The sequence below is a fragment of the Colwellia sp. genome (assembly GCF_013215345.1).
Lineage (GTDB): Bacteria > Pseudomonadota > Gammaproteobacteria > Enterobacterales > Alteromonadaceae > Colwellia.
Genome location: NZ_JABSOV010000021.1, coordinates 23,238 through 46,853, shown reverse-complemented (window position 1 = coordinate 46,853; position 23,616 = coordinate 23,238). Strand labels below are relative to the sequence as shown.

General features: G+C 38.5%; 16 protein-coding genes. 12 read left to right on the top strand and 4 right to left on the bottom strand.

From position 1 onward, the window contains the following. Positions 1-359: 359 nt before the first annotated feature. From HRT50_RS04760 to raiA, 3 genes are all read left to right on the top strand, one after another. On the top strand, positions 360-2,546 hold the full coding sequence (locus HRT50_RS04760; RefSeq protein WP_291611885.1) for a S9 family peptidase: 2,187 nt from the start codon (positions 360-362) through the stop codon (positions 2,544-2,546). 177 nt (positions 2,547-2,723) lie between these two features. Further along, a complete protein-coding gene (locus tag HRT50_RS04755; protein WP_291611870.1) occupies positions 2,724-6,476 on the top strand; it encodes a two-component regulator propeller domain-containing protein in 3,753 nt (1,250 codons plus the stop codon). 310 nt (positions 6,477-6,786) lie between these two features. Next, a complete protein-coding gene (gene raiA, locus HRT50_RS04750) occupies positions 6,787-7,125 on the top strand; it encodes a ribosome-associated translation inhibitor RaiA (protein WP_291611868.1) in 339 nt (112 codons plus the stop codon). A 294-nt stretch (positions 7,126-7,419) separates the two neighbouring features. On the opposite strand, the gene metH is transcribed toward raiA, so the two are convergent. The 4 genes from metH to HRT50_RS04730 all read right to left on the bottom strand — a co-directional run bounded on the left by metH (position 7,420) and on the right by HRT50_RS04730 (position 14,060). After that, positions 7,420-11,112, bottom strand: coding sequence for a methionine synthase (gene metH / locus HRT50_RS04745; protein WP_291611866.1), 3,693 nt, complete (start codon positions 11,110-11,112; stop codon positions 7,420-7,422). 55 nt (positions 11,113-11,167) lie between these two features. Then, positions 11,168-12,106 (bottom strand): homoserine O-succinyltransferase, encoded by a 939-nt coding sequence (metA, locus tag HRT50_RS04740; RefSeq protein ID WP_291611864.1) that lies wholly within the window; start codon positions 12,104-12,106, stop codon positions 11,168-11,170. Between the two features lie 119 nt (positions 12,107-12,225). Next, complete coding sequence (locus HRT50_RS04735) at positions 12,226-12,840, bottom strand: DUF938 domain-containing protein (RefSeq protein ID WP_291611862.1); 615 nt, start codon at positions 12,838-12,840, stop codon at positions 12,226-12,228. Positions 12,841-12,890: 50 nt separating this feature from the next. Further along, complete coding sequence (locus tag HRT50_RS04730) at positions 12,891-14,060, bottom strand: GNAT family N-acetyltransferase (RefSeq protein ID WP_291611860.1); 1,170 nt, start codon at positions 14,058-14,060, stop codon at positions 12,891-12,893. A gap of 387 nt (positions 14,061-14,447) precedes the next feature. Between HRT50_RS04730 and HRT50_RS04725 the strand changes: the two genes are divergently transcribed. The 9 genes from HRT50_RS04725 to HRT50_RS04685 all read left to right on the top strand — a co-directional run. Beyond that, positions 14,448-15,323 carry an AraC family transcriptional regulator gene (locus HRT50_RS04725; protein ID WP_291611858.1) on the top strand — a complete coding sequence of 292 codons (876 nt, stop codon included), beginning with the start codon at positions 14,448-14,450 and terminating at the stop codon, positions 15,321-15,323. 54 nt (positions 15,324-15,377) lie between these two features. Next, the gene (locus HRT50_RS04720) at positions 15,378-16,979 is read left to right on the top strand and encodes a L,D-transpeptidase family protein (RefSeq protein WP_291611856.1); all 1,602 of its coding nucleotides are present in this window, start codon (positions 15,378-15,380) and stop codon (positions 16,977-16,979) included. 380 nt (positions 16,980-17,359) lie between these two features. Continuing rightward, on the top strand, positions 17,360-17,611 hold the full coding sequence (locus tag HRT50_RS04715) for a Flp family type IVb pilin (protein WP_367238786.1): 252 nt from the start codon (positions 17,360-17,362) through the stop codon (positions 17,609-17,611). 5 nt (positions 17,612-17,616) lie between these two features. Further along, positions 17,617-18,171, top strand: coding sequence for a prepilin peptidase (locus HRT50_RS04710; protein WP_291611854.1), 555 nt, complete (start codon positions 17,617-17,619; stop codon positions 18,169-18,171). 41 nt (positions 18,172-18,212) lie between these two features. Then, complete coding sequence (locus HRT50_RS04705) at positions 18,213-19,853, top strand: AAA family ATPase (RefSeq protein WP_291611852.1); 1,641 nt, start codon at positions 18,213-18,215, stop codon at positions 19,851-19,853. A gap of 15 nt (positions 19,854-19,868) precedes the next feature. Continuing rightward, entirely contained in the window at positions 19,869-20,699 is an 831-nt protein-coding gene (gene cpaB, locus HRT50_RS04700; protein ID WP_291611850.1) for a Flp pilus assembly protein CpaB, read from the top strand. 76 nt (positions 20,700-20,775) lie between these two features. Beyond that, on the top strand, positions 20,776-22,236 hold the full coding sequence (locus HRT50_RS04695) for a type II and III secretion system protein family protein (RefSeq protein ID WP_291611848.1): 1,461 nt from the start codon (positions 20,776-20,778) through the stop codon (positions 22,234-22,236). Between the two features lie 19 nt (positions 22,237-22,255). Next, the gene (locus tag HRT50_RS04690; RefSeq protein ID WP_291611846.1) at positions 22,256-22,522 is read left to right on the top strand and encodes a hypothetical protein; all 267 of its coding nucleotides are present in this window, start codon (positions 22,256-22,258) and stop codon (positions 22,520-22,522) included. Between the two features lie 11 nt (positions 22,523-22,533). Then, the coding region (locus HRT50_RS04685; protein WP_291611845.1) for a Tad domain-containing protein at positions 22,534-23,616 on the top strand (1,083 nt) is incomplete at its 3' end.

Below are 23,616 nucleotides of genomic sequence, written 5' to 3'. Positions count from 1 at the left end.
CAATTTAACCGGCATAACCAGCAGTTTTCACCTCGGAGATTACTGTCTGTTTTTTTCAATTATCAGCACTTTTAACGACAACCCCCTTTAAAATCGCTCTTTTTCAGCACAACGCTAGTTTAACAAACCCGTGTTTGTTAAAGTGCTGAGCAAACAAATACCGAACAGAAAAAGTGTTGGCAAGGAAGTCATAGGTACCAGGCACACAATTACCCATTTACATTACTTAATTAGATAACTTTGCTATGAAATTTACTGTTAAAAAAGCACTTATTGCCCTTGCTTGCTCATTAGCCTTACCGCTAAGTGTCCATGCAAATAATGACAGCGCAACGGCTAAAAGCCTCGCTGATAAAAATATGCAAGCGCCAGCTGCCGCAACAAGCACTGAACAATTAACCATTGAGCGCATTTATAGTTCGCCTTCTCTAAATGGTCAAACTCCCAAGTCACTTAAATTCTCCCCTGATGGTACGCGTGTTACCTATCTGCAAGGTAAAGCTGAAGACTTGCACCGATACGATTTATGGGAGTACAACCTAGCAAGTAAAGAAAATAAACTGCTGGTAGATTCTCAATCACTATTTAGTGGTCCTGAGAATTTATCAGATGAAGAGAAAGCGCGCCGTGAACGCCAGCGTATTTATGGTGTTGGCATTATGGAATACCAATTTTCTCAAGATGGTAGCGCGTTATTATTCCCGCTAAATGGTGATATCTACTACTACAATTTAGCGAGTAAAACGGCTAAGCGTTTAACCGATACGGCTGGTTTTGAAACCGATGTTAAATTTTCGCCAAAAGGTAACTTTGTTTCTTATATTCGTGCGCAAAATATTTACGTACTAAATATTGCCTCAGGTGAAGAGCGTCAACTAACCATAGACGGTGCTGGTGCCATTAAAAATGGTATGAGTGAATTTGTTGCTCAAGAAGAAATGTCTCGAATGACCGGCTATTGGTGGTCACCCAATGAAAAGTACATTGCCTTTTTACGTGTCGATGAAACACCAGTAAAAACCGTTATTCGCAATGAAATATACGCAGAAAAAATTGAATTAATTGAACAACGTTACCCAGCAACCGGTACCAATAATGTTCATATTCAATTAGCGGTTACCGATATTCAAGCTAAAAAAATTCGCTTTGTTGACCTTGGTGATAATAAAGACATTTATATCCCAAGAGTAAAATGGCTAAATGATAGTAAAAAGCTATCTTACCAATTACAAAGTCGCGATCAAAAAACCTTAACATTAAAAACCTACGACTTGAAAAAACGTCGCCAAAAAACCTTGTTAACAGAAACGTCGACGCATTGGATTAATTTACATAAAGATTTAATTTTCTTAAAAGATAATAAAAGCTTTATTTGGGCATCTGAGCGTGACGGTTACAAACACCTTTATCATTACAATCTAAAGGGTCAGCTTATTTCACAATTAACCAAGGGTGAATGGGTAGTCAACTCACTAACCCGTGTTGATGAAAAAAACGGTTGGCTTTACTTTACTGGTCGTGCTGATACACCACTTGAACGTCACTTATACAAGGTACCAATGACAGGTAAAACGCCTGAACATGTACAGCGTATTAGCAAGCGAAATGGTTTTCATAACATCAACTTTAGTGCTACCAGTGAAAGTTATATTGATAGTTTCTCTAACACTAAGACCCCTAAACAAGTAAGTTTACACTTAGCCAATGGTGAACATGTTACTTGGTTAGCTGAAAATAAGGTAACCACTGCACACCCTATTGCTCCTTATTATGATGATTTAGTTATGCCTGAATTTGGCTCACTAAAATCGGATGACGGCCAAGCAGACTTGTTTTACAAACTGTATAAGCCGAAAAACATGCAACCTGGTAAGAAGTACCCGGTTATTGTTAGAGTTTATGGTGGTCCTCACGCGCAACGTGTGACTAATTCATGGCAAGGCGCTGATATGACTCAGTATATGCTACAACAAGGTTACATTGTTTATCAGCTTGATAATCGTGGCTCTAACTACCGTGGTACGGCTTTTGAATTTCCAATCTATGAGACCCTTGGCCAAGTAGAAGTAGCAGATCAAATATCAGGCGTTAAATATTTACATACTCTTCCTTATGTTGATAAGGAACGTATTGGCATCTTTGGTCATTCATACGGTGGCTATATGGCGTTAATGACTATGTTTAAAGCTGGTGATTATTTCAAAGCAGGTGTTAGTGGTGCGCCAGTGACCGACTGGATGCTTTATGACACCCATTATACTGAACGCTATTTAAATCATCCAAAGGTGAATGCGGCCGGTTATCAACAAAGCAGTGTGTTTCCCTATGTTTCAGGCTTAAGTGGTCCACTGATGGTTTATCATGGCATGGCTGATGATAATGTTTTATTTACCAATACCACTAAATTAATTAAAAGCTTGCAAGACCAAGGCAAGTTATTTGAATTAATGACCTACCCTGGCAGCAAACATAGTATGCGTGGTAAAAAAGTAAAAGTGCATTTAAACAGCACTATCATGGACTTCTTTGATAGACATTTTAAATAACCACAAGTAAAAAATTGCCGCCATATATCTGGCGGCAATTTGTATTAACGTCAACTATCTCCTATTTATTCCCCTGCCGCCACTATCCACTTCTTTTCAAGCACTAACTGTCATTTACTGACTATACTTATCACATCGTGAAAGCCGCTATACCAGAAAAAGTTAGGATAATTAACTATGGGTATACCATATCGTTTATCTCTTATTCTATTATTTTTTTGCAGCTGGCAAGTTAGTGCTAACATCATATTTACAGGTTACGATATTGAAGATGGCTTATCGCAAAACACCGTTAATGCCATAATCCAAGATAAGTATGGTTTTATGTGGTTTGGTACCCAAGACGGATTAAACAGATTTGATGGTTTTGAATTTGAAGTTTTTTATGCCGAGCCTGAAGATCCAAACTCGCTCAGTAATGACTATATTTATAACCTCTTTGTTGATCAGCAAGGTAATTTATGGGTAGCAACTCGAGGCGGTGGTTTAAATCGCTTTAATTATGATACTGAAACATTTGACCACTTTCAGTACTTAAAGAGGGGATCAAATGCTAACTACCATAGCATTCAACAAATAATTCAACCTAACCCAAATGAATTGTGGTTGGCGACCCATGACGCTGGCATACAAATTTTTAACTTACGTAACCAAACATTCTCCCCCTTTATTTTTAATAAAGAGCATCAAGCGTTACTTTCACAAAAAATAATTACCAGTTTATTATTAGACAAAAAGAATAACCTTTGGCTTGGAACTGAAAACAATGGTTTAATCAAATATTCCATTAATACTCAGTCAATTGAATACTTCAAACATAACAATCAACAAAGCGATAGCCTTTCCGACAACCAGATAACCTCAATTTATCAAGACAAAAGTCAAACAATATGGGTAGCAACATTAAATGGTTTGAATAAGTACCAAGCAAAAAAAAATAATTTTCAGCGCTTTATGTTACATGAAGGTAGCCAAGAGACATCAAACTATATTGCGATTAGGGATATCCAAGAAGACAAAGAGCAACGTTTATGGCTAGCAACCTCTTCGGGGCTTCAAATACTTGATAAGAACAGAAACACACTATCTCGTCACCAAAATAACCCTATGCTCAAGCAATCTATTTCTGGCAATGTTGTATATGAGTTATATATTGCAAACAATAATATCTTATGGCTTGGCTTATTTGCCCATGGCATCAATAAATTCAATTTATCTAGACCACCTTTCATTCATATATATAAAGACAATATGACTACAACATCATTACAACATGATGAAATTTGGTCAATTTTCGAAGATAGTCAAGGTGATGTTTGGCTTGGTGTCGATGGTGGAGGTTTAAATCACTTCAACAAAGAAAATCAAAAAATCAAGCGTTTTACCCATGAAAAAAACAACAATAATTCACTTTCAAGTAACCGTATTTGGGCCATAGCAGAAAGTACCCCTGGAGTTTTGTGGGTAGGTACCTATGATGCAGGGCTAAACTTAATAGATACAAACAAAAACCTAGTCGAGCACTTTGTTAACCAACCGGATAATGAGAATAGCTTAATCGATAATAAGATACTCGCACTTTATAAAGATAAAGAAGAAAATTTATGGATTGGCACCAAGAGCGGCCTAGATAAATTAGATACAATCACAAGAGATTTTAGCCATTTCACCCATGATCCAAACAATAAAGACAGCTTAAGTTTTAATTATGTATTATCCATATTTGAAGACTCGAGAGGTCTTTTATGGATTAGTACCTATGGTGGAGGGCTAAATTATTTTAATAAAACTACACAGAAGTTCACTCGCTATCAATACGATATTAATAATGCTAATAGCATTAGCAACAACTATGTAATGTCAGTATCTGAAGATAGTAATAACAATATCTGGATAGCTACCTTTGGGGGTATCAATAAGCTTGATTTTCGTCTTCAAGAAATTACCCGCTATGGCAAGCAGCATGGCTTAGCAAATGAAGCGACTTATGCAGTACTAGAAGGCGATGATGGCGCTATATGGCTAAGTTCAAATAGAGGAATTTCTAGATTAGACAAAAAAACTAGCACATTTACCAACTTTACTTTAGAGGATGGTTTACAAAGTTATGAGTTTAATGCTGGAGCATTTTTAAAGTCATCAACTGGGGAGTTATACTTTGGTGGTATTAACGGTCTGAATATTTTTAACCCACAGTTCTTTAATCAACAGCAACAAGACTTAGCACTGACAATAACTAAAGTACGACTGTTTAATCAAACTATCACTATAAAAAACAAAACAGATAGAGCTCTATCCCTTGCCCATAACTTTCAATTAAACAGAGCGATTTATCTACTTGACGAGTTAACCCTGAGCCATAAAGAAAGCCTGATCTCTTTTGAATTTTCAACATTGAACTTTTCAAAGGCTAATAATATTAACTATGAATATAAGCTTGATAATTTTGATGAAAACTGGATAAAAACCAATCATAAATCACGTTTAGCTACCTATACAAATATACCTCCAGGCAGTTACACCTTGATGCTAAGAGCAAAAAATAAAAATCAACAATGGGGGGACAAAGTTACTCGATTGCCGATAATAGTAAAGCCTGCACCTTGGTTGTCTTGGTGGGCTTATAGTGCCTATTTTTTTATTATCATTACTTTGATCAGTCTATTCGTGTATCAGCGTTATCAACGCTATCTATATATAAAAGAAAATGAAGAAAGGCTAACTTTGTCATTGTGGGGGAGTAATCGAGAGCTCTGGGACTGGCACATAGCTGAAAACTATATTTTTAGAATAAATAGCATTACTAACAATATAAACGGTAAAGAAAAATTCACTATTGAGCACTTAAAAAGAACCACTCATCCTGAAGATATAGACAAGTTACTTGCCGCATTTAACTTTCATATAGATAACGAGTCTGCTCATCTAGATATAACCTACAGACGACACGATCCAGATAGTAGCTGGCGTTGGTATCGTAGCCGAGCAAAAGCCGTATCAAGGACACCTCAAGGAACAGCGAATAGAATTGTTGGAACAATTGAAGATGTTAATGATTTGATAGAAGCCCAAAACCAACTAAAAAGCTTAAATGATGAGCTAGAATTGCGGGTAAAAAATCGTACTATTGAATTGAGTGATACCTTAGAAAAGTTAACCGCCACTCAAGCGCAATTACTTGAATCTGAAAAAATGGCTTCTTTAGTTAACTTAGTAACAGGGGTCGCTCATGAACTAAATACTCCATTAGGGGTAATATTAACTGCCACATCGCAGCTTGAACATAAACAAAAACAGCTTTCAGAAAAAATATCACAACAGACACTTTCTTCACAACTATTGGCCGCATACAACAATCAAAGTAATGCTTGTATTGCGTTAATTAACAGTAGTATCAAAAAGTCTATTAACTTAGTGGAAAACTTTAAGGCGCTATCGTACTCATCACAAAATGAAGCTATAAAGACAATAGAGTTACCGCTACTATTTGAAAATATAGTTAAAGATTGCTCAATTAGAGCCACGACTAAAGCTGCATTTATCACAATACATTGCCCAAAACAGCTCAATATTGTTAGCTACCCACAAATAATTAAAGAGGTATTCAATCAACTGGTCGAGAATTCTTGCTTACATGCCTTTGAAGATATATTAGTTAATCAGGTTGAAATTGAAATTACTATCACAGATAAAACTGACGAAGTGCACTTACTTTACCAAGACAATGGCGAAGGTCTGTCTGATGATTTAGTGGGTAATATATTCGACCCATTCTCCACGACGAAACGTGGCTCAGATTGCATAGGTTTAGGCATGCCTATTGTCTACAATCAAGTAGTACATAGCTTATTAGGCTCCATAAAGCTAGCGAGTTCCATAAGCGCTGGCATAGAAATTATCATTGTACTGCCGAAGAAATTATCACCCTAAATCAATCAACTAAAGTATGATTTCGCTCATTGCTGACAGGTGATTTTTCCATTAATTTTGTCATTACGTCAAAGTGTTAGGTAAACATTGTCCACAACAAAAAAATCAAGCCCAAATCAATTATTAGCTTGTCGATGGATAAAGGCATTCACCAAAGTGCTGCTTTATCTCAATATTTTATAGAAATATACACATAAAATAACGGTTACATTTAATTGCAAATAAGGCTGTTTTTTCTATTGCATTTTTATCACTGAAGGAGGAATATGAAGATGAAGACAAAGATTAAGATAACAAAAGAGGCAAGACTATGAAGATTAAAATTTCTGGACACCACGTTGAAATTACTGAAGGTATCAAGCAATCTATCGAAAATAAGTTTGCGAAAATCTCTAAGCATTATCCGTCAATCATGACGCTAAACTCGACTATTACCGTAGAGCCGCATTTACAAAAACTTGAAGTCACCACACTGTATGAAGGTGAAAAAGTAACAGTAAATGCTTCTGACAAGCAATTGTATGTAGCTATTGCTAAGGTAGCAAAAAAACTACAATCAGCGCTCGCACATCGTAAAGGTGTATTATCAGCAAAATTCAATAATAAGTTTGTTGTTCAACAAACAGACTTATTCCAAGCAGCCCCATAAGGCTAGTGAAGTACTGGTAATAAGCTAAATCTAAGGTTAAGCAATTACCAGTAAAACTTAAATTTACCAGTTAACGAGAAAACATAAAGGCTGCATCATGATGATTATCAGGATGCAGCCTTTTTATTGTTCATTATGTTTATACAGACGGCTTTGGCATTTACCGCTAGTCGTCATCTTCGAAGTGTCTAGTCGAAGATCCAGCTCTTTGGGCTTACTTACAGGAAATGAACATGGGCTCAGTTTGTGTTAATAGCATCCATTCTACATGACATTTCGCTTGCTCAGGTTCATTTACTCAGGCTCATAGTCCAAGTTTGCTGACAACCAACGTTCAGCTTGCTCTATGGTCATGCCTTTACGAGCAGCGTAATCAAGCACCTGATCTTTAGCCAGTTTTGCCACGGCAAAGTACTTAGAGTCGGGATGAGAGAAATACCAACCACTTACCGCAGCACCTGGCCACATGGCATAACTTGAGGTCAGATCCATATCAATATTTTCTTTAACGTTAAGTAACTGCCATAACAAACCTTTTTCAGTATGCTCAGGACAAGCAGGGTAACCTGGCGCAGGACGAATACCTTGATAATTTTCTCTGATAAGATCATCATTGCCTAGGCTTTCATCAGGAGCATAACCCCAGTATTCTTTACGCACTTTTTCATGTAAATATTCTGCACTGGCTTCGGCTAACCTATCCGCCACCGCTTTTAACAGTATTGAGTTATAGGCATCGTGATCAGCGTCATATACTTTTACCAAATCTTCAACACCAAAACCTGCTGACACGGCAAAAGCGCCAATATAATCGTCAATACCGCTATCAATTGGGGCAACATAATCTGCTAAACAGCGGTTAAACTGCCCGGCCGGTTTTTTACTTTGTTGACGTAGTTGATGAAGTCTCATTAATTTTTCCTGGCGACTTTCATCAGTGTATAGCTGTATATCATCTTGATTACTGTTCGCCGGAAATAAACCAAATACCGCTCTAGCAGATATTTTTTTATTGTTGATAACATCATCAAGCATGGCGTTAGCATCATTAAATAAGCTCGTTGCTTCAACGCCAATCACTTCATGTTTTAAAATTAGCGGATACTTGCCCGACATCTGCCAGGTCATGAAAAATGGTGTCCAATCGATATACTTTCTAACTTCGTTCAAATCAATATTATCAAGTATGGTAACACCTAACTTGTTCGGTTTTTTCGGCCTATAACCGTCAAAATTAATTTTGGTCGCATTAGCACGCGCCGCTTCAAGACTAATTAAACTTGAGCGTGGGCCTTTTTTGTAATGACGAATCCGTACCCGTTCATACTCTTCTTTCGTATCAGCAAAGAACTTGGCTTTGTGTTCCTTAGATAATAATTTGCTAACTACAGATACTGCGCGAGAGGCATTCGATACATAGACTACAGGTTCATCATATTGCGGTTCAATTTTAACGGCCGTATGCGCCTTTGACGTGGTGGCACCACCAATTAATAAAGGCAGTTTCAAGCCTGTGCGTTTCATTTCTTTAGCAACATGTACCATTTCATCAAGAGAAGGTGTAATAAGGCCCGATAAACCAATAATGTCGACGTTTTCTTCTTTTGCGACCCGTAAAATATCATCACAAGAAACCATCACACCAAGATCGATAATTTCATAGTTATTACACTGCAATACCACGCCAACAATATTTTTACCAATGTCATGAACATCGCCTTTTACCGTCGCTAATAAGACTTTACCGTTGGTACTAATTTCAGTTTTTGCCGCCTCAATAAATGGGTTTAAATGGGCAACCGCTTGTTTCATTACCCGGGCAGATTTTACTACCTGCGGTAAAAACATTTCGCCAGCGCCAAATAAATCACCAACGGTATTCATGCCGTCCATTAACGGTCCTTCGATAACATCTAACGGACGAACCGCCACAAGGCGTGCTTCTTCGGTATCGGCAACAATAAACTCATTAATACCTTTCACTAATGAATAAGACAAACGCTCATTAATAGGCAACTCTCGCCAAGTTAAATCAGCTTTTGAAGCCTGGCCGCCCGCTTGGCCATGGTATTCTTGGGCAATATCAAGTAAACGTTCGGTAGCGTCATCATCACTATTTTTAATAACGTCTTCTACCGCTTGTTTTAATTTTTTCGGCAAATCTGAATAAATGGCTAACTGACCCGCGTTAACAATGCCCATGTCCATGCCATTTTTAATGGCATAATATAAAAACACTGCGTGAATAGCTTCACGTACTGGGTTATTACCTCGAAACGAAAATGATACGTTAGAAACACCACCTGATATCATTGCATAAGGTAGATTTTTCTTAATATCGCCAACCGCTTCAATAAAATCGACCGCGTAGTTATTGTGCTCTTCAATGCCCGTAGCCACGGCAAAAATGTTGGGATCGAAAATAATATCTTCTGGTGGAAAGCCTATTTCATCAACCAAAATATGGTAAGCACGATGACAAATTTCATATTTTCGTTTACGGGTATCGGCTTGGCCTTCTTCATCAAACGCCATCACTATCATAGCGGCGCCATAACGGCGTACTAATTCAGCTTGTTTACGAAAGTTTTCTTCGCCTTCTTTCAAGCTGATCGAGTTAACTATGCCTTTACCTTGAATACATTTTAAGCCCGCTTCAATGATGTCCCATTTAGAGGAGTCGATCATAATTGGCACTTTGGCAATATCTGGCTCGCCAGCAATCAAGTTTAAAAAGCGTACCATGGCCTCTTTTGACTCCAACATGCCTTCATCCATGTTGATATCAATAATTTGTGCGCCGTTTTCAACCTGTTGTAAGGCTACCGCAATAGCTTGATCGTAATTGTCTTCTTTAATTAAGCGTTTAAACATAGCCGAGCCAGTTACATTAGTACGCTCACCTACGTTAACAAATAAGCTATCGCCATTAATGGTTAATACTTCTAGACCCGACAAACGACAAGCGATTTCACGCGGCTCGACTTTACGTGGAGTAATATTAGCAACCGTATCAGCCATGCCTTTAATGTGCTCAGGCGTAGTACCACAACAACCACCAATAATATTTAAAAATCCTGATGAAGCCCACTCTTCTACATGAGTATTCATGTCCTCAACGGTAAAGTCATATTCACCAAAAGCGTTCGGTAAACCGGCATTCGGGTGAGCAGAGACAGCAACATCACAAATACGACTCAGCTCTGCAACATATTGACGCAGTTCAACCGGACCTAAGGCACAGTTAAGACCAAATGAAACTGGTTTCGCATGACGCAGTGAATTATAGAATGCTTCCGTTGTTTGCCCTGATAAGGTACGACCTGAGGCATCAGTAATGGTACCTGAGATCATCACTGGTAAACGCTGGCCTAATTGCTCAAATACCGTTTCTACGGCAAAGATAGCCGCTTTAGCATTGAGGGTATCGAAAATTGTTTCGATTAAAATGATATCACTACCACCCTCAATCAAAGCTAAAGTCGACTCAATATACGCCTCTTTTAGTTCATCAAAGGTTACATTACGAAAAGCTGGGTCATTAACATCAGGAGAAATTGAACAGGTACGATTGGTTGGCCCTAAAACACCGGCAACAAAACGCGGACGGTCTGGTGTTTTTTTAGTGTATTCATCGGCAGCTGCACGAGCAATTTGTGCGGCAACACGGTTAATTTCAGCGCTATACTCTTCCATGTCATAATCAGCCATGGCAATCGTCGTCGCATTGAAGGTATTGGTTTCAAGAATGTCAGCGCCGGCTTCAAGGTACTCTAGGTGAATAGCTTTAATCACTTCAGGCTGAGTAAGCACTAACATATCGTTATTGCCTTTTACATCAGTATGCCAATCAGCAAAACGATCGCCACGGAAGTCTTGCTCTTCAAACTTGTACGCTTGGATCATGGTACCCATAGCACCATCAAGAATGAGAATATTTTTAGCCAGTTGCTGTTCAAATAAAGCAAAAGATGGGTGTTTTTTCATGTTAAATCCAGGAGTAACTATTTAAAGAATAAGGGAATATTTAGTATTTAATGTTCTATTTCATTAGCGTTGAATTAATATGAACAGCATCTAATTGGTATGGCGTTATTTGGTAAACATAATAATTAAGCCAGTTAGTAAAAAGCAAACTACCATGACTACGCCATGAGCCTACCGGTTTATTATTAACATTGTTATCTTGATAATAGTTAATTGGCAGTGGCGTGGCCGCATCTTTCTTGCGATCTCTAAGGTATTCTTCATGCAAGGTGGAGGTATCGTATTCTGGGTGCCCGGTTAGGTACACTTGTCGCTTGTTTTTACTCGCGACTAAACAGACACCAGCATCGGCTGATTGCACTAAAATATTAAGTTCATCAATACCTTGATAATCGACTTGATTAATATAACCATAACGGGAGTGCGGCACATTAAAACTTTCATCAAAACCACGAGTAAGTTCTTCTTTGCTATCAAGGGGGTAATGTTGATATACCCCAGACAGTTTGTTCTGGCGCAAATGACGGTTTAAGCCGTAATGATGAAACAAGGCAGCATGGGCAGCCCAGCAAGAAAACATAGTGGAAGTGACGTTTTTCTCGGCCCAATCAAACACCTCACAAATTTTATCCCAGTAACTCACGTCGGAGTAATCCAATAAAGCTAAAGGCGCGCCAGTGATAATCAAACCGTCATATTGCTTGTGTTTAATCTCATCGAATAAACAATAAAAATTATCTAAATGTTCTTTCGGCGTGTTTTTGGAAACATTTTTATGAATACGAACAAATTCGACATTAATTTGCAATGGCGTATTAGATAACATCCGCAGAATTTGTACTTCTGTTTCCATTTTATTAGGCATTAAATTCAGGATAGCCACTTGCATCGGGCGAATTTCTTGATTGGCCGCTCGGTGCTCTGACATCACAAAGATGTTTTCCTTACCTAGCACTGATAAAGCGGGTAATTGACCGGGAATTTTAATGGGCATAACACTACCTAACAAAAAAAAGAACATAATAAATTGATGATTATCATATTACTTAGATTGCTAGATATGTCAACATCTAAACGTATAGACGTCTAGATGTTTCTCTTCTATCAAAAATATTAGTTCATAATAAAGACCAGTAAGCGGTTGTTTGCAGGCATAGGATTATCCGATATTAAAGCAAGACCTGCTTCCTCAGCCAAATTTTCAATGTGTTCAAAATCACGTATACCACTTTCTGCATCCCTATCCTTTAGCCACAAATCAAAATTGGCATTACTTTGACTAGTATATTTTCCTTGGTAATTAAAGGGCCCATAAACACATAAAACGCCACCTTTAACTAGGCTCTGTTTTACTCCAGTGAAAAATAGCTTGACCAAAGCGCTACTGACAATATGCAAGGTATTGGCGGTAAAAACACCATCAATAACTCCTTGCAGGGATGGCTTTGCCAAAGCCAATTGCCATGGTTGATGTAAATCTAAAACAATCGGCGCTAGCATATTGGTTAAGCCACTGCTCTGCCTGCGGGAGTTTATCGAATGATGATTGACAAGTAGATCACTGGGCTGCCAACAAAGCTGCGGTAACTGTTTAGCAAAAAACACCGCATGTTGCCCTGTGCCCGAGCCGACTTCTAACACTCGTTTAGTATTGGCAAATGCGTTTTGCAATACCGTAATGATTGGCTGTTTATTATTTTCACAAGCTTGAGAAAAAGCGATATCCATTATAATTTCCTACGTTACCTATTTATTTAAAAGCAAAGCTTAGGGGCAATTTATACCACCACTTTAAATGGCAATGCTTGTCGACATTGCTGCTGATAACTTTGCATATGTTCACATTCACGTTGACAGAATTCTCTGATCGCATCTTTAAAAGCTGCATCTTTAACCCAGTGATATGAATGGGTTAATATAGGCTCAAAGCCTCGTTGAATTTTATGCTCACCTTGGGTACCTGGGTTAAAACATTGCAAATTTTGTTCGATACAAAATGCTATGCCTTGGTAATAACAAAGCTCAAAGTGTAAGTTTTTAAATGATTCTTGACAGCCCCAATATCGACCATACAGATGAGTATCATCATAAAAAAATAAAGCACAAGCCACATCGTTATCTTCATGGCTGGCAATTATTAATAAAATATTATCAGCTAGGTTTTTAAATATTTGCCTGAAGAAATCAAAATTAAGGTGTGGCTGGTGGCCTTTCTTAAGATAAGTAAGTTGATAAGTTAAATAGAAAAAATCGACATCTTGCGCAGTAATATCTTGCCCTTGAAGTTGCCTGATTGTAATGCCCTGCTGCTTTATCGACGCCCTTTCTTTACGGGTATTTTTACGTTTACGCGAGGTAAAAGTGGCAAGAAAGTCATCAAAACAGGCATAACCTCGGTTAAACCAGTGAAACTGTACCGTATGACGTTGATAAACATCTTCAGGTAATTTAGCCATACTGACACTTTGACCGTTTTCGGTTTGCTTTGAGTCACTTTCAATTTCAGGACAAAACAGTATGTGCCAACTGTTTATTTCATGCTGCTGGCAATGACTAATTAATGACGGCAAGAGCTCAGCTAAACTTAATTTAGTTGAAGAAGGATTATTTGCAAAGAGTTTATGACTAGTCAGTGGAGTAAAAGGAATAGTGCCTACCAGTTTAGGGTAATAAGCAATATTGTTATCTTCAAATGCTCGGGCCCAATCCCAATCGAATACATATTCGCCCCAAGAGTGCTGCTTAAGGTACAAAGGCATAATGCCATCAATGACGCCATCATTTTCAATAACCATATGATGTGGTTGCCAGCCGCGCGCAGTAGACACTGACTGACTAGCTTCTAACGCCTTAAAAAACACATAACTTACTAACGGGCATGTGGACGTATTTAGCCTGTGCCAATCACTTACGGGGACTTGTTCAAAACTATCAATAAATGTTATCAAAATAATTTATCTACACAGTAAAAAGGTTATTTTATTAGGGGTTATTGCCGTTTGAAGATAACAGTTTTTCCGATAAGTCTCTATACGGAGAAATAATAAAGTTACTGCAAAAATAACGCTTACTTTGTTAAACAGAGCAAAATAGTAATAGCCTGTTTATTATGTTCTTAACTCCATTTGCAATTTGCTATATGCAAATCAAAATTACAATATTCGTTAAAAAGTGTCGCACTTTTACTTAGTGAATTTACCACTCGAAATATAACTTACTGTATTGGTTTATATATTACAAAAAGGTGTGATAAATGCATATTTTTTTGAATTATTATTCAACTAGTTCGCTTGTCTGCATTAGGTTAGAAATCACTAAGATACCTAAGGGGTGTTATGACTATTCTCAAAGCAAAAGAATACTTTGGTATTATCGGATATAACAAAAAAATCCTAACCGAGGTTTGTAATATTCTCGTTGATAAACTTGCTGTTAAAATAATACCTTCACTTAATCATATAACAAAGCTGAACGGCTCTTTAGGTGCTATTGCTTATGTGATGGACTGCCATTCTGAAATTCACCGTTATAATTTAGAAACAATCAGTCGAGAGTGTTCAAATAAATCACTATATATTTTGGCTGATTGCATATCAATACCTATGCTTCATCATGCACTAAAACTCGGAGTTAAGGATGTACTCAGCCTGCCTATAGATAACAATGACTTGACTAAACTGTTACTTGAACTTAGCGCAACCACAGATATTGATTGTTTTGAACATGAGTTAATAACCAGTAGTTATATGCCCGCAACAGAAGAATTAATAAACCACCCTTTAGAGGGGCTATTTGAATTAATCGAGCAGCATTTTTTCGATGCGCCGTCATTGAAACAAGCATCGAATAGTTTATTTTTAAGCCCAAGCCGTATCAGTCATATGTTTAAAGATTTATGTGGTATTGGTTATTGCCAATATATTTTATGTCGACGCTTGGAAGAAAGTGAATGTCTCTTACGCCAAGAAAATCCTTCTATTACCAGTGTTTCTTTTGCTGTTGGTTTTTCAAATCCATCACACTTTTGCCGAAGCTTTAAAGAACATCTTGGTCTAACGCCAACAGCGTATATCAAAAAGGAGCTAGGTATGGAGCTCAGCTGCTTATATCGACGTTATCAAAAATTAAGAATGGAATTATTGCCCATAACTAAAATACAAAAAACAAAAATACCACAAGTAAAAAGTCGCCATATTATTGGTCTTAATTGAGTGCTATCGACTTCAGTAAAGGCTAGTTGAACAACAAAAAATTAAGGAGATAAAATGAAATCACCAATGATTCTTTTATATTTTTTATTGTTAACTACTACGATGGCAAACACAGTACAAGCTTTTACTGTACCCCTTTCGGCTAATGCCTGGAAAAAGTCCGTAGCCAGCCCGCAACAAACTAAAAATCAACAACTCTACTATCAGCAGCTGATATCTCATCATAGTAAAAATTATTTATGGATTGAAAATGATAAACTCAACTTATCTGGGGTTTCATTATTAAGTTTACTGAGTGATCTCGGCATTAACCCTCTGCCCTTTGGCTATATTAATAAATTAGATGCTCCGCAGGGTAAAAAAATCGATCAATTACTCACTAAGCAATTATTTACTATTGCCACTTTGTTTAATGGTTATCAGTTTAAGCCCCAAGAAAAACCACGTGAAGACATCCTTCTTGCGGTAAAAAATCACCAGTTAGCCAGTTACGTTGATCAATTATTACCACAATTTGACCAAGTAGTACGTCTTCGCAGGGCAATTGCCCATTATCAACAATTAGCCCAAGGCCCTTGGCCAGAAATTGGTGAAAATTTATCCTTAGTTCTAGGTCAAGGACATAAAGAGGTTATTAAGCTACGCAGTATTTTATTTTCTTTAGCTGACCTTAAAAAAAGAGCTGGCTCACAATACCGTCAACATATATTTGATCCCGAAGTGATTAGCGCAATTAAGAAATTTCAGGCTCGACATGGCTTAACAGCTAATGGCAAATTAAGCGAAAAAACCATTAAAGCGCTTAATACCAAGCCATCTGAACGCATCATAGTTATGCAAATCAATTTATGGCGTTGGTTATCATTGCCCAGCAAACCGCCAAAACGTTATGTTATGGTCAATATTCCCGCATACCGTTTGTTTTTTATTGAAAACCAGCAAGAAGCATTATCAATGAAAGTGATTGTTGGCGATAGTCAGCACCCTACCCCGATAATGGTAACTCAAGTCAACAGTGTTACCATCAACCCACAATGGACACCAACCTATAATATCGTTCATAAAGAACTATTAGTGGAGAATGCTCGAAATCCTGGTTCGCTCAGACGGCAAAACTTTAAACTGGCAAAAGGTTATGGTGCTCAACAAATTATTCGGCCAGTTTTTAATGATACTAATTCCATAAAGGCAGCTTTGGGAGAGTATAAATTAATACAGGCAGCGGGAAAAAATAATGCCTTGGGTAAATATCGCTTTAATATTAAAAATTTTCATTCTGTATATTTACATGATACTCCAGCCAAAAGACTCTTTACAAAAAAACACCGTGCGCTCAGTCATGGTTGCGTACGTTTAGAGTCCGCCAACTTACTTGCTGAAAAATTTATGAAAAATGAGTCTAAAAACAAACAACGACAAGTAATAAATGCACTTGCCGTCAAAAAAACCCAACACGTAAAACTAACACAAAGCATTGCTGTCTACCTCACTTACCAAACGGTTTGGTTGAGTTCTGCCGGCAAAATAATGTGGCTACCTGATATATACCAGCAAGATACTCTGATTAACCTCAATTCCCTTCAAGCACAACTAACCTCGCAACATGGTGTAATAAATAGTGCGAGAGATAGAAATCGGCTGTTATCTCATCGATAAAGCATAGTTAACAGCAAGTTACCCTAAATATATTTATCCTCAGCGGGACTTTAATTTCAACTCGCAAATGAGTGCAATAGATAGCAATCTGATGTTAGCGACCCTAAATAAAACCGACTAGTTTTATTAATACACTCACTTATTTTTATTTCTTAGAAAGTGAGTCAATCAGCAAAGGAGTGCTTGCAACTGTCTTTGTGGTTAACTATAGGTGCTTACGTTCTTTTAAGTACCTGCGCCCCTAACTGGTGTTATCGCTGTAGCTTTAGCAGTGGTTATACCAAGTGCATTTGCTAGCTTTTTCTTTGTTTTGCTTTTTCTATGCTTTGCAATGAAAGTGATGCAATCAAGCATAAACATAAATGCACTTGGAGAATTTTATGAATAAGTTAACTAATTCTATGAAAAGCTTTATCAATGACTTTATTGAAGATGAAAGCGGCCTCACAGCCGTTGAATATGCCATTGCTGGCGGCCTAGTGGTTGGTGGTATGGTTGCTGCTTTTGTTGCACTTGGCGACAATGCAACCGATCAAATTACTAAATTAAGCTGCTCAGCTGGTGGTGGTACTTGGACTGACGGAACCGCAGGAACACCAACAACACCCGCAACTCCTGGTACTTGTTCTTAATTATAATGAATATACTTACGGTGACCTTGCTCTTGTTGCTTAGCGCTTTGTATTTTGATCTGCGCTATCAACGTATTCCCAATAAACTTTGCTTAGCTGGGCTATTAATAGCCCTAGCGTTGCAAGGTTATAACAGCCAATGGCATGGTTTAGGACAAGCGCTGTTCGGCGGGGGGGCAGCATTAGCCTTATTATTACCCGCATTTTATTTTCGTTGTTTAGGTGCGGGTGATGTCAAGTTGATGGTGGCAGTTGGTGCCTTGTCTGGGCCTAACTTACTCTGGTGGTCCATTGTGTATGGCATTATTTTTGGTACTTTTACTAGCTTTATGCTCGCTTTTTATCAGCTTGGCTGGTCAGGAATAAAGAAAATGGCCAGTCAAAGCTTTATTAAAAATAAGCGTAAAACCCAGCCAAGGTTATTTGTACCCTATGCGCCAGCTTTAACATTAGGCTGGTTACTGGCTTGTTACCTTAGCCCAGAAATAGGCGCTGAAATAGCAACGGCATTAAGCACTGGCATAAACAGTGAAATTCTTACGCTATTTGTAGTTAAGTAAAACTAAGCAAAACGAAGTAAATAAAATTGACCGGAGTTAACATGGACTCACCCCCTGATTTTAGTGATGAATTGACTGATAAACCGGCCAGCCCTAACGCGGAAATATGCGCAGTTTCAGTGGATGACGACTCAGTAGTTCGCGCAACTATTAATCCAGAACCCAGCTCCTTTCCCAACGCTAAGGTCAGCTCTGAGGTCAATTCGACAGCGGTTTTAAAACAGCAGAAAAACAGTTTTTCTCAAGTACTAAAAACTAGCCAAACAAAACTAAATGATAAGTCACTTGCTGTTACACAAGATAAAAACACTGAACAAGGTCATAACTTAAAGCAAGCAGAAGACGCCTTAACAAACACAGCTGTTATGGCAAAACGCCCTAGCACAATTAAAGAAACAGGACTGTCAGAGCAATTATTATTACAGCTATTAATTAAACATATTTTAGTTGCCCATGTAGTCGGTGTCCGCCTATTAGCAGAAAAGATGGCTTTAAGTGGCGGTATTATTCAAAACTTATTAGATAATGCTAAATCATTAAATTGGTTAGAGAATAGACAATCAAGTAAAAGTGGTCAAATGCGTTATGCGCTGAGTGCCTTAGGGGCAACAGAAGCAGAAAAAGCCTTTAACCAAGGCGGTTATTTAGGCATGGCACCTGTACCTTTACAGCAATACAGTAACCTCTGCATAGAACAAACCAGCCGCAACACTGTCGTTGTGAAAGAATTATTGCAGCAACGTTTTAGTCAGCTAATGTTTTCACCCGAGCTAATATCGACCATAGGACCCGCGCTTAACTCCACTAAACCCATCTTAATTTATGGCGCGCCAGGCGTTGGTAAAAGTTATCTATGCCGACATTTGAATCTACTCTTTGGTGATGATGTTTTAATTCCGGCCGCGATAGAAATTAATAATATTATTATTCAGGTTTATGATCCGCAACTTCATATATTAAGCACCAATGGATCACAACATGATAACGACGATGCTAAGTTAGTCTCCTTAGCACAGGGTTATGATCCCCGCTGGCATTTATGCCAACGCCCCTTATTAGTAACAGGTGGTGAATTGACGGCTGCCATGTTGGAAGTTAATTTTGATGCGACTAATCGCACTTATAAAGCGCCACTGCAATTAAAAGCAAATAACGGTATTTTATTACTAGATGACTTAGGCCGGCAAAAAATTAGCCCCGTAGAGCTATTTAACCGCTGGATAATTCCTTTAGAAGAACGCCGAGATTTTTTGTCTTTACCCAACGGTTTACATTTTGAAATTCCTTTCGAGCTAATTTTACTTTTTTCAACCAATTTGGCACCACAAGATTTGGTAGATGAAGCCTTCTTACGTCGCTTAGGCTACAAAATTAAGTTTGAAGCTTTATCTGTGGAACTATATGAAAAGTTATGGATTAAAACTTGTGCGGAATACCGGCTTGACTGCGATCATAACATTTTCAATTACTTGGTTGAGCAACATCACTATGTTGATAAAAAAGATTTTTTACCCTGCTTACCCCGAGATTTGTTAAGCATTGTCAGTGATCAAATAAAATTTAATCAATTAACACCAGTGGTCACTCAGGAACTGCTCTGTTTTGCTTGGCAGCATTATTTTGTGAAAGCCCTTGATAATAAAGGTCCTGAAAAACCTAACCACCCAAATGAATTAAAATGAGTTAAGGAGTGAGTAATGAATAAAAATACTATTCTTTTTATCACCATGTCAGTGGTTTTTGGTGTTGGCGCCGTATTAATTGCCAAAAACTGGTTGAGCGATAATCAACAACAATTAACCGAAGAGCAAGTCAATATTGTTGTCACCACAGTAAGAGTTCCAACGGGTACTATTTTAACAGCTAAACATGTTCATTTAGTCATTTTCCCCGAATCAATGATGCCAGAGAAAGCACTACAAAACTTAGACGCGGTTATCGGCAAAGTGGCAAAAAATCAATTTTACATTGGCGATATAGTCCGAGAAGAACGATTAGCAAAGCAAGGTGATGGCAGCTATTTAGCCAGTTTAATAGGTAAAAACATGCGCGCTGTGACCATCCGAGTTAATGATATTGTTGGTGTCGCAGGTTTTTTATTACCCGGCAACAGGGTGGATATTCTTAATACTTATCAGCAAGATGGTATCCCCACTACCGAAGTTATTCTTTCTAATATTAATATACTGGCGGTTGATCAACGAGCAGCGAGTGGCGAAAACAAACCGCAATTAGTTAGAGCGGTCACGGTTGAGGTTGATTTAACTCAAGCAGAAATACTGATGAGTGCCCGAAGAAATGGTTATTTGCAGCTCGCACTACGTAATCCCATCGATAACGACCCGGTAATTATTGCTAGCGAAGCCGCAACAGAACAACCGACCCAAACCAAACTAACAGCAATACCGTTGCCAAAGGTGGGTATTACTTCAGAGTCTGCCGCTAAACTGTTTCCTAAAGTGAACCAGCGCCAGCGGGTTGAACTTATTCGAGGTGTTAGGCTGCAAACCGTACAGGTAGATATTTAACGGCTATTTAAGGTGTCGTCACTTAGGTATTTAATCGCATAGATATTGAGGCTCTAGAGCTAATAAGGAAACAGATATGAAAGGTGTAACTGTGAAAGTAGTCACTATAAGCAACTGCTCTGTTTTATTGATAATAGTGCAATTGTTCATTAGCTCGGTAGTCTTCGCTGGCGGGCCGACTAGACTAATAAACGATGTGCTTAAGGTTCCTATATTCAAGTCAAAAAATATAAGTATGAATCAACCAGTTAGCCGAGTGTCGATCGGTAATGATAAAATAGCTGATATCTTAATATTACGCGCCAAAGAGCTTTATATAGTCGGTAAAAGCTTAGGTACCACAAACATACTGGTCTGGGACGATGAAGACAAATTGGTAGATATGATTAACCTTGAAGTTACCCATGACTTAAATAGTTTGCGCCAACGTTTATTTCATTACCTGCCTGGTGAAAATATTGGTGTGGAAACATCTCAAGGACAATTAGTACTTAGTGGCCAGTCATCTTCATTAGCAAAAATGAATACCGCGGTTGAGCTAGCCAAAGGGTACGCTACAGCTGCATCGGTTGGCAAAGTTAGAAGTGAAGTACTCAATATGATCTCTATCGGCGGTGGGCATCAAGTAATGCTTGAAGTGACTGTTGCTGAGGTCAGTACCGAAATATCCCGCAAGTTTGATTCAAAAATGTCATTGACCTTCAGTGGTTCAAATGGCACTGGTGGTATTGTTAATGGCGTTGGAGCAGGTCTTGGAGCCAGTATTAGCAGTGGCTTTTTCGGCTCATTGATTAATGGTGATATGCAGTTCGACTTTGCCCTAGATGTTGCTAAGCAAAATGGCTTAGCAAAAATACTCGCAGAGCCAAACCTTACCGCTCTAAGTGGCCAAAAAGCTGAGTTTTTAGCGGGCGGTGAATTTCCCGTGCCAGTGCCCAGTGAAGAAGGCACGACAGTGCAATTTAAAAACTTCGGTGTTGGCGTTAGCTTTGTACCTACCATATTAGACTCTGGAAAAATCAATCTAAACCTCAAGGTTTTAGTCAGTGAACTGACTAACTCTCATGGTGTTGGTGTTACCCCAACAGGCTCAACTTCAACCTTAGTGGTGCCTTCAATTATCAAACGAACAGCTGAAACTACGGTTGAACTCGCTGATGGCCAAACCATAGCTATCGGTGGTTTGTTAAGTGATACTTTACGTGACAGTGTTACTAAATTACCCGGCTTGGGCGACTTACCCATCTTGGGACAATTATTTCGTAGTCATGAATTTATTAGTGGCCAAACTGAATTAGTCATCATGGTAACACCTCGGTTAGTCAGGCCCTTTAATAAAAAAGATATTTCATTGCCTACCGATGGTTTTGTTCCGGTATCAGATATGGAGTTTTATTTATTGGGTAAAATGACCCAGCAAAATCCCCCCGACTCAACTAAGTCACCGAATAAAAAAGCGAACCATAGTATTTTAACCAACGATGGCGGCACTAATCAGCACTATGGCCATCAACTAAAACCAACTAAAACCAACTAAATTTATTAAGGAGTTAGTAATGAAAATAAGCGATTCACTCAAGAATTCATTGTTAGTCATAACCAGTATCCTAGTTTTAGGTTGTGCCGAGCAACCCAGTTACCAGTTGGCTGCGTCAAATATGCAAATTAAACAAGTGCAAATACTTAACCCAAATGCAGCCGAGTTGAATGACGGTATCATTGCTACTTTAGATGGTATTTATGGAAAAAATGTCGTTAAAAAATACCAACGTAGTGTTTATAACATGAAAGAATCCCGTCAAATGACGCAAACCAGTAAATAGGTTAAGTACTTATGCGCTTTCACTACTGTGCACTCCAGCAAACCAGCCAGCGACGTTATCAAAGCGGCAACGTACTGGTACTTTTTGTTGTTAGTTTATTGGCACTAATAATTATGACGTCACTGGCATTAGATGGCGGTCATTTCTTATTAAATAAAAGCCGGTTACAAAATCTTGTTGATGCTGCAGCTCTACATGCGGCCAAAGAGCTGGATTCAGGAACGACACGCACTCAAGCCGAAGCGGCAGCGACAAATTTATTACAAATTAACCTTGCCCATATAGATCAACAAGAGCTGTCCCGTGCTATTGATTTAGCCGATATTGATGATAGTAGTACGGCCATATTGTCTTTTGAATATTCAGAGTCCGCAGATCCGTTTGTCGCAGTTACTGACCTGAGCATTGACGCCCAGTACGTCAAGGTCTCACTTAGCCAACTAACCTTAGATAATTTTTTAGCCAATGTATTTAGTTTCAATAAACAAATTTCTGCTACCGCCCTAGCAGGCCCTAGCACAGCAGTAGAAAACTGCTTTACGAACTTAGTGCCTATGTCGGTTTGCGGCACTGGTACTACCCCACCTTATGGTTTAGTCCATAATAATTTGTATTTAATGAAGATTGGCTCTAATAGCAACTCGCCTATTGGCGCAGGAAATTTTCAATTAATTCGTTTGGAAAACAATTCCGGTGCTGCTGATATTCGCACAGCTATGGCAGGAGAGGCGAATATAGTCAAAACCTGTTTTGACACCGGTATTGATAACCAATCAGTGCCTACAGAACCTGGAAATACAGTTGGTCCTGTAGCACAAGGATTAAATACCCGCATGGGAGAATGGCAGGGCCCTGTAAACTCTACCGATCACCCAAGAGATGAGAATATTTGTCAAGGGTTACACATTGAAGTTGAAAACGATGGTTCATTAGAAGCTACCGCTTTAACCAAAGCATACCGGGCAGCTTGGTATGTAAATGATAATAAAAATATTGCCTTAAGCTGTACCGCACCGGCAGCAGGTTTACAGGTTAATCCGCAAGAGCCTGATTTTAGTAGGCAGTCGCTAGCATCAGCCGGACGAAGGATTATG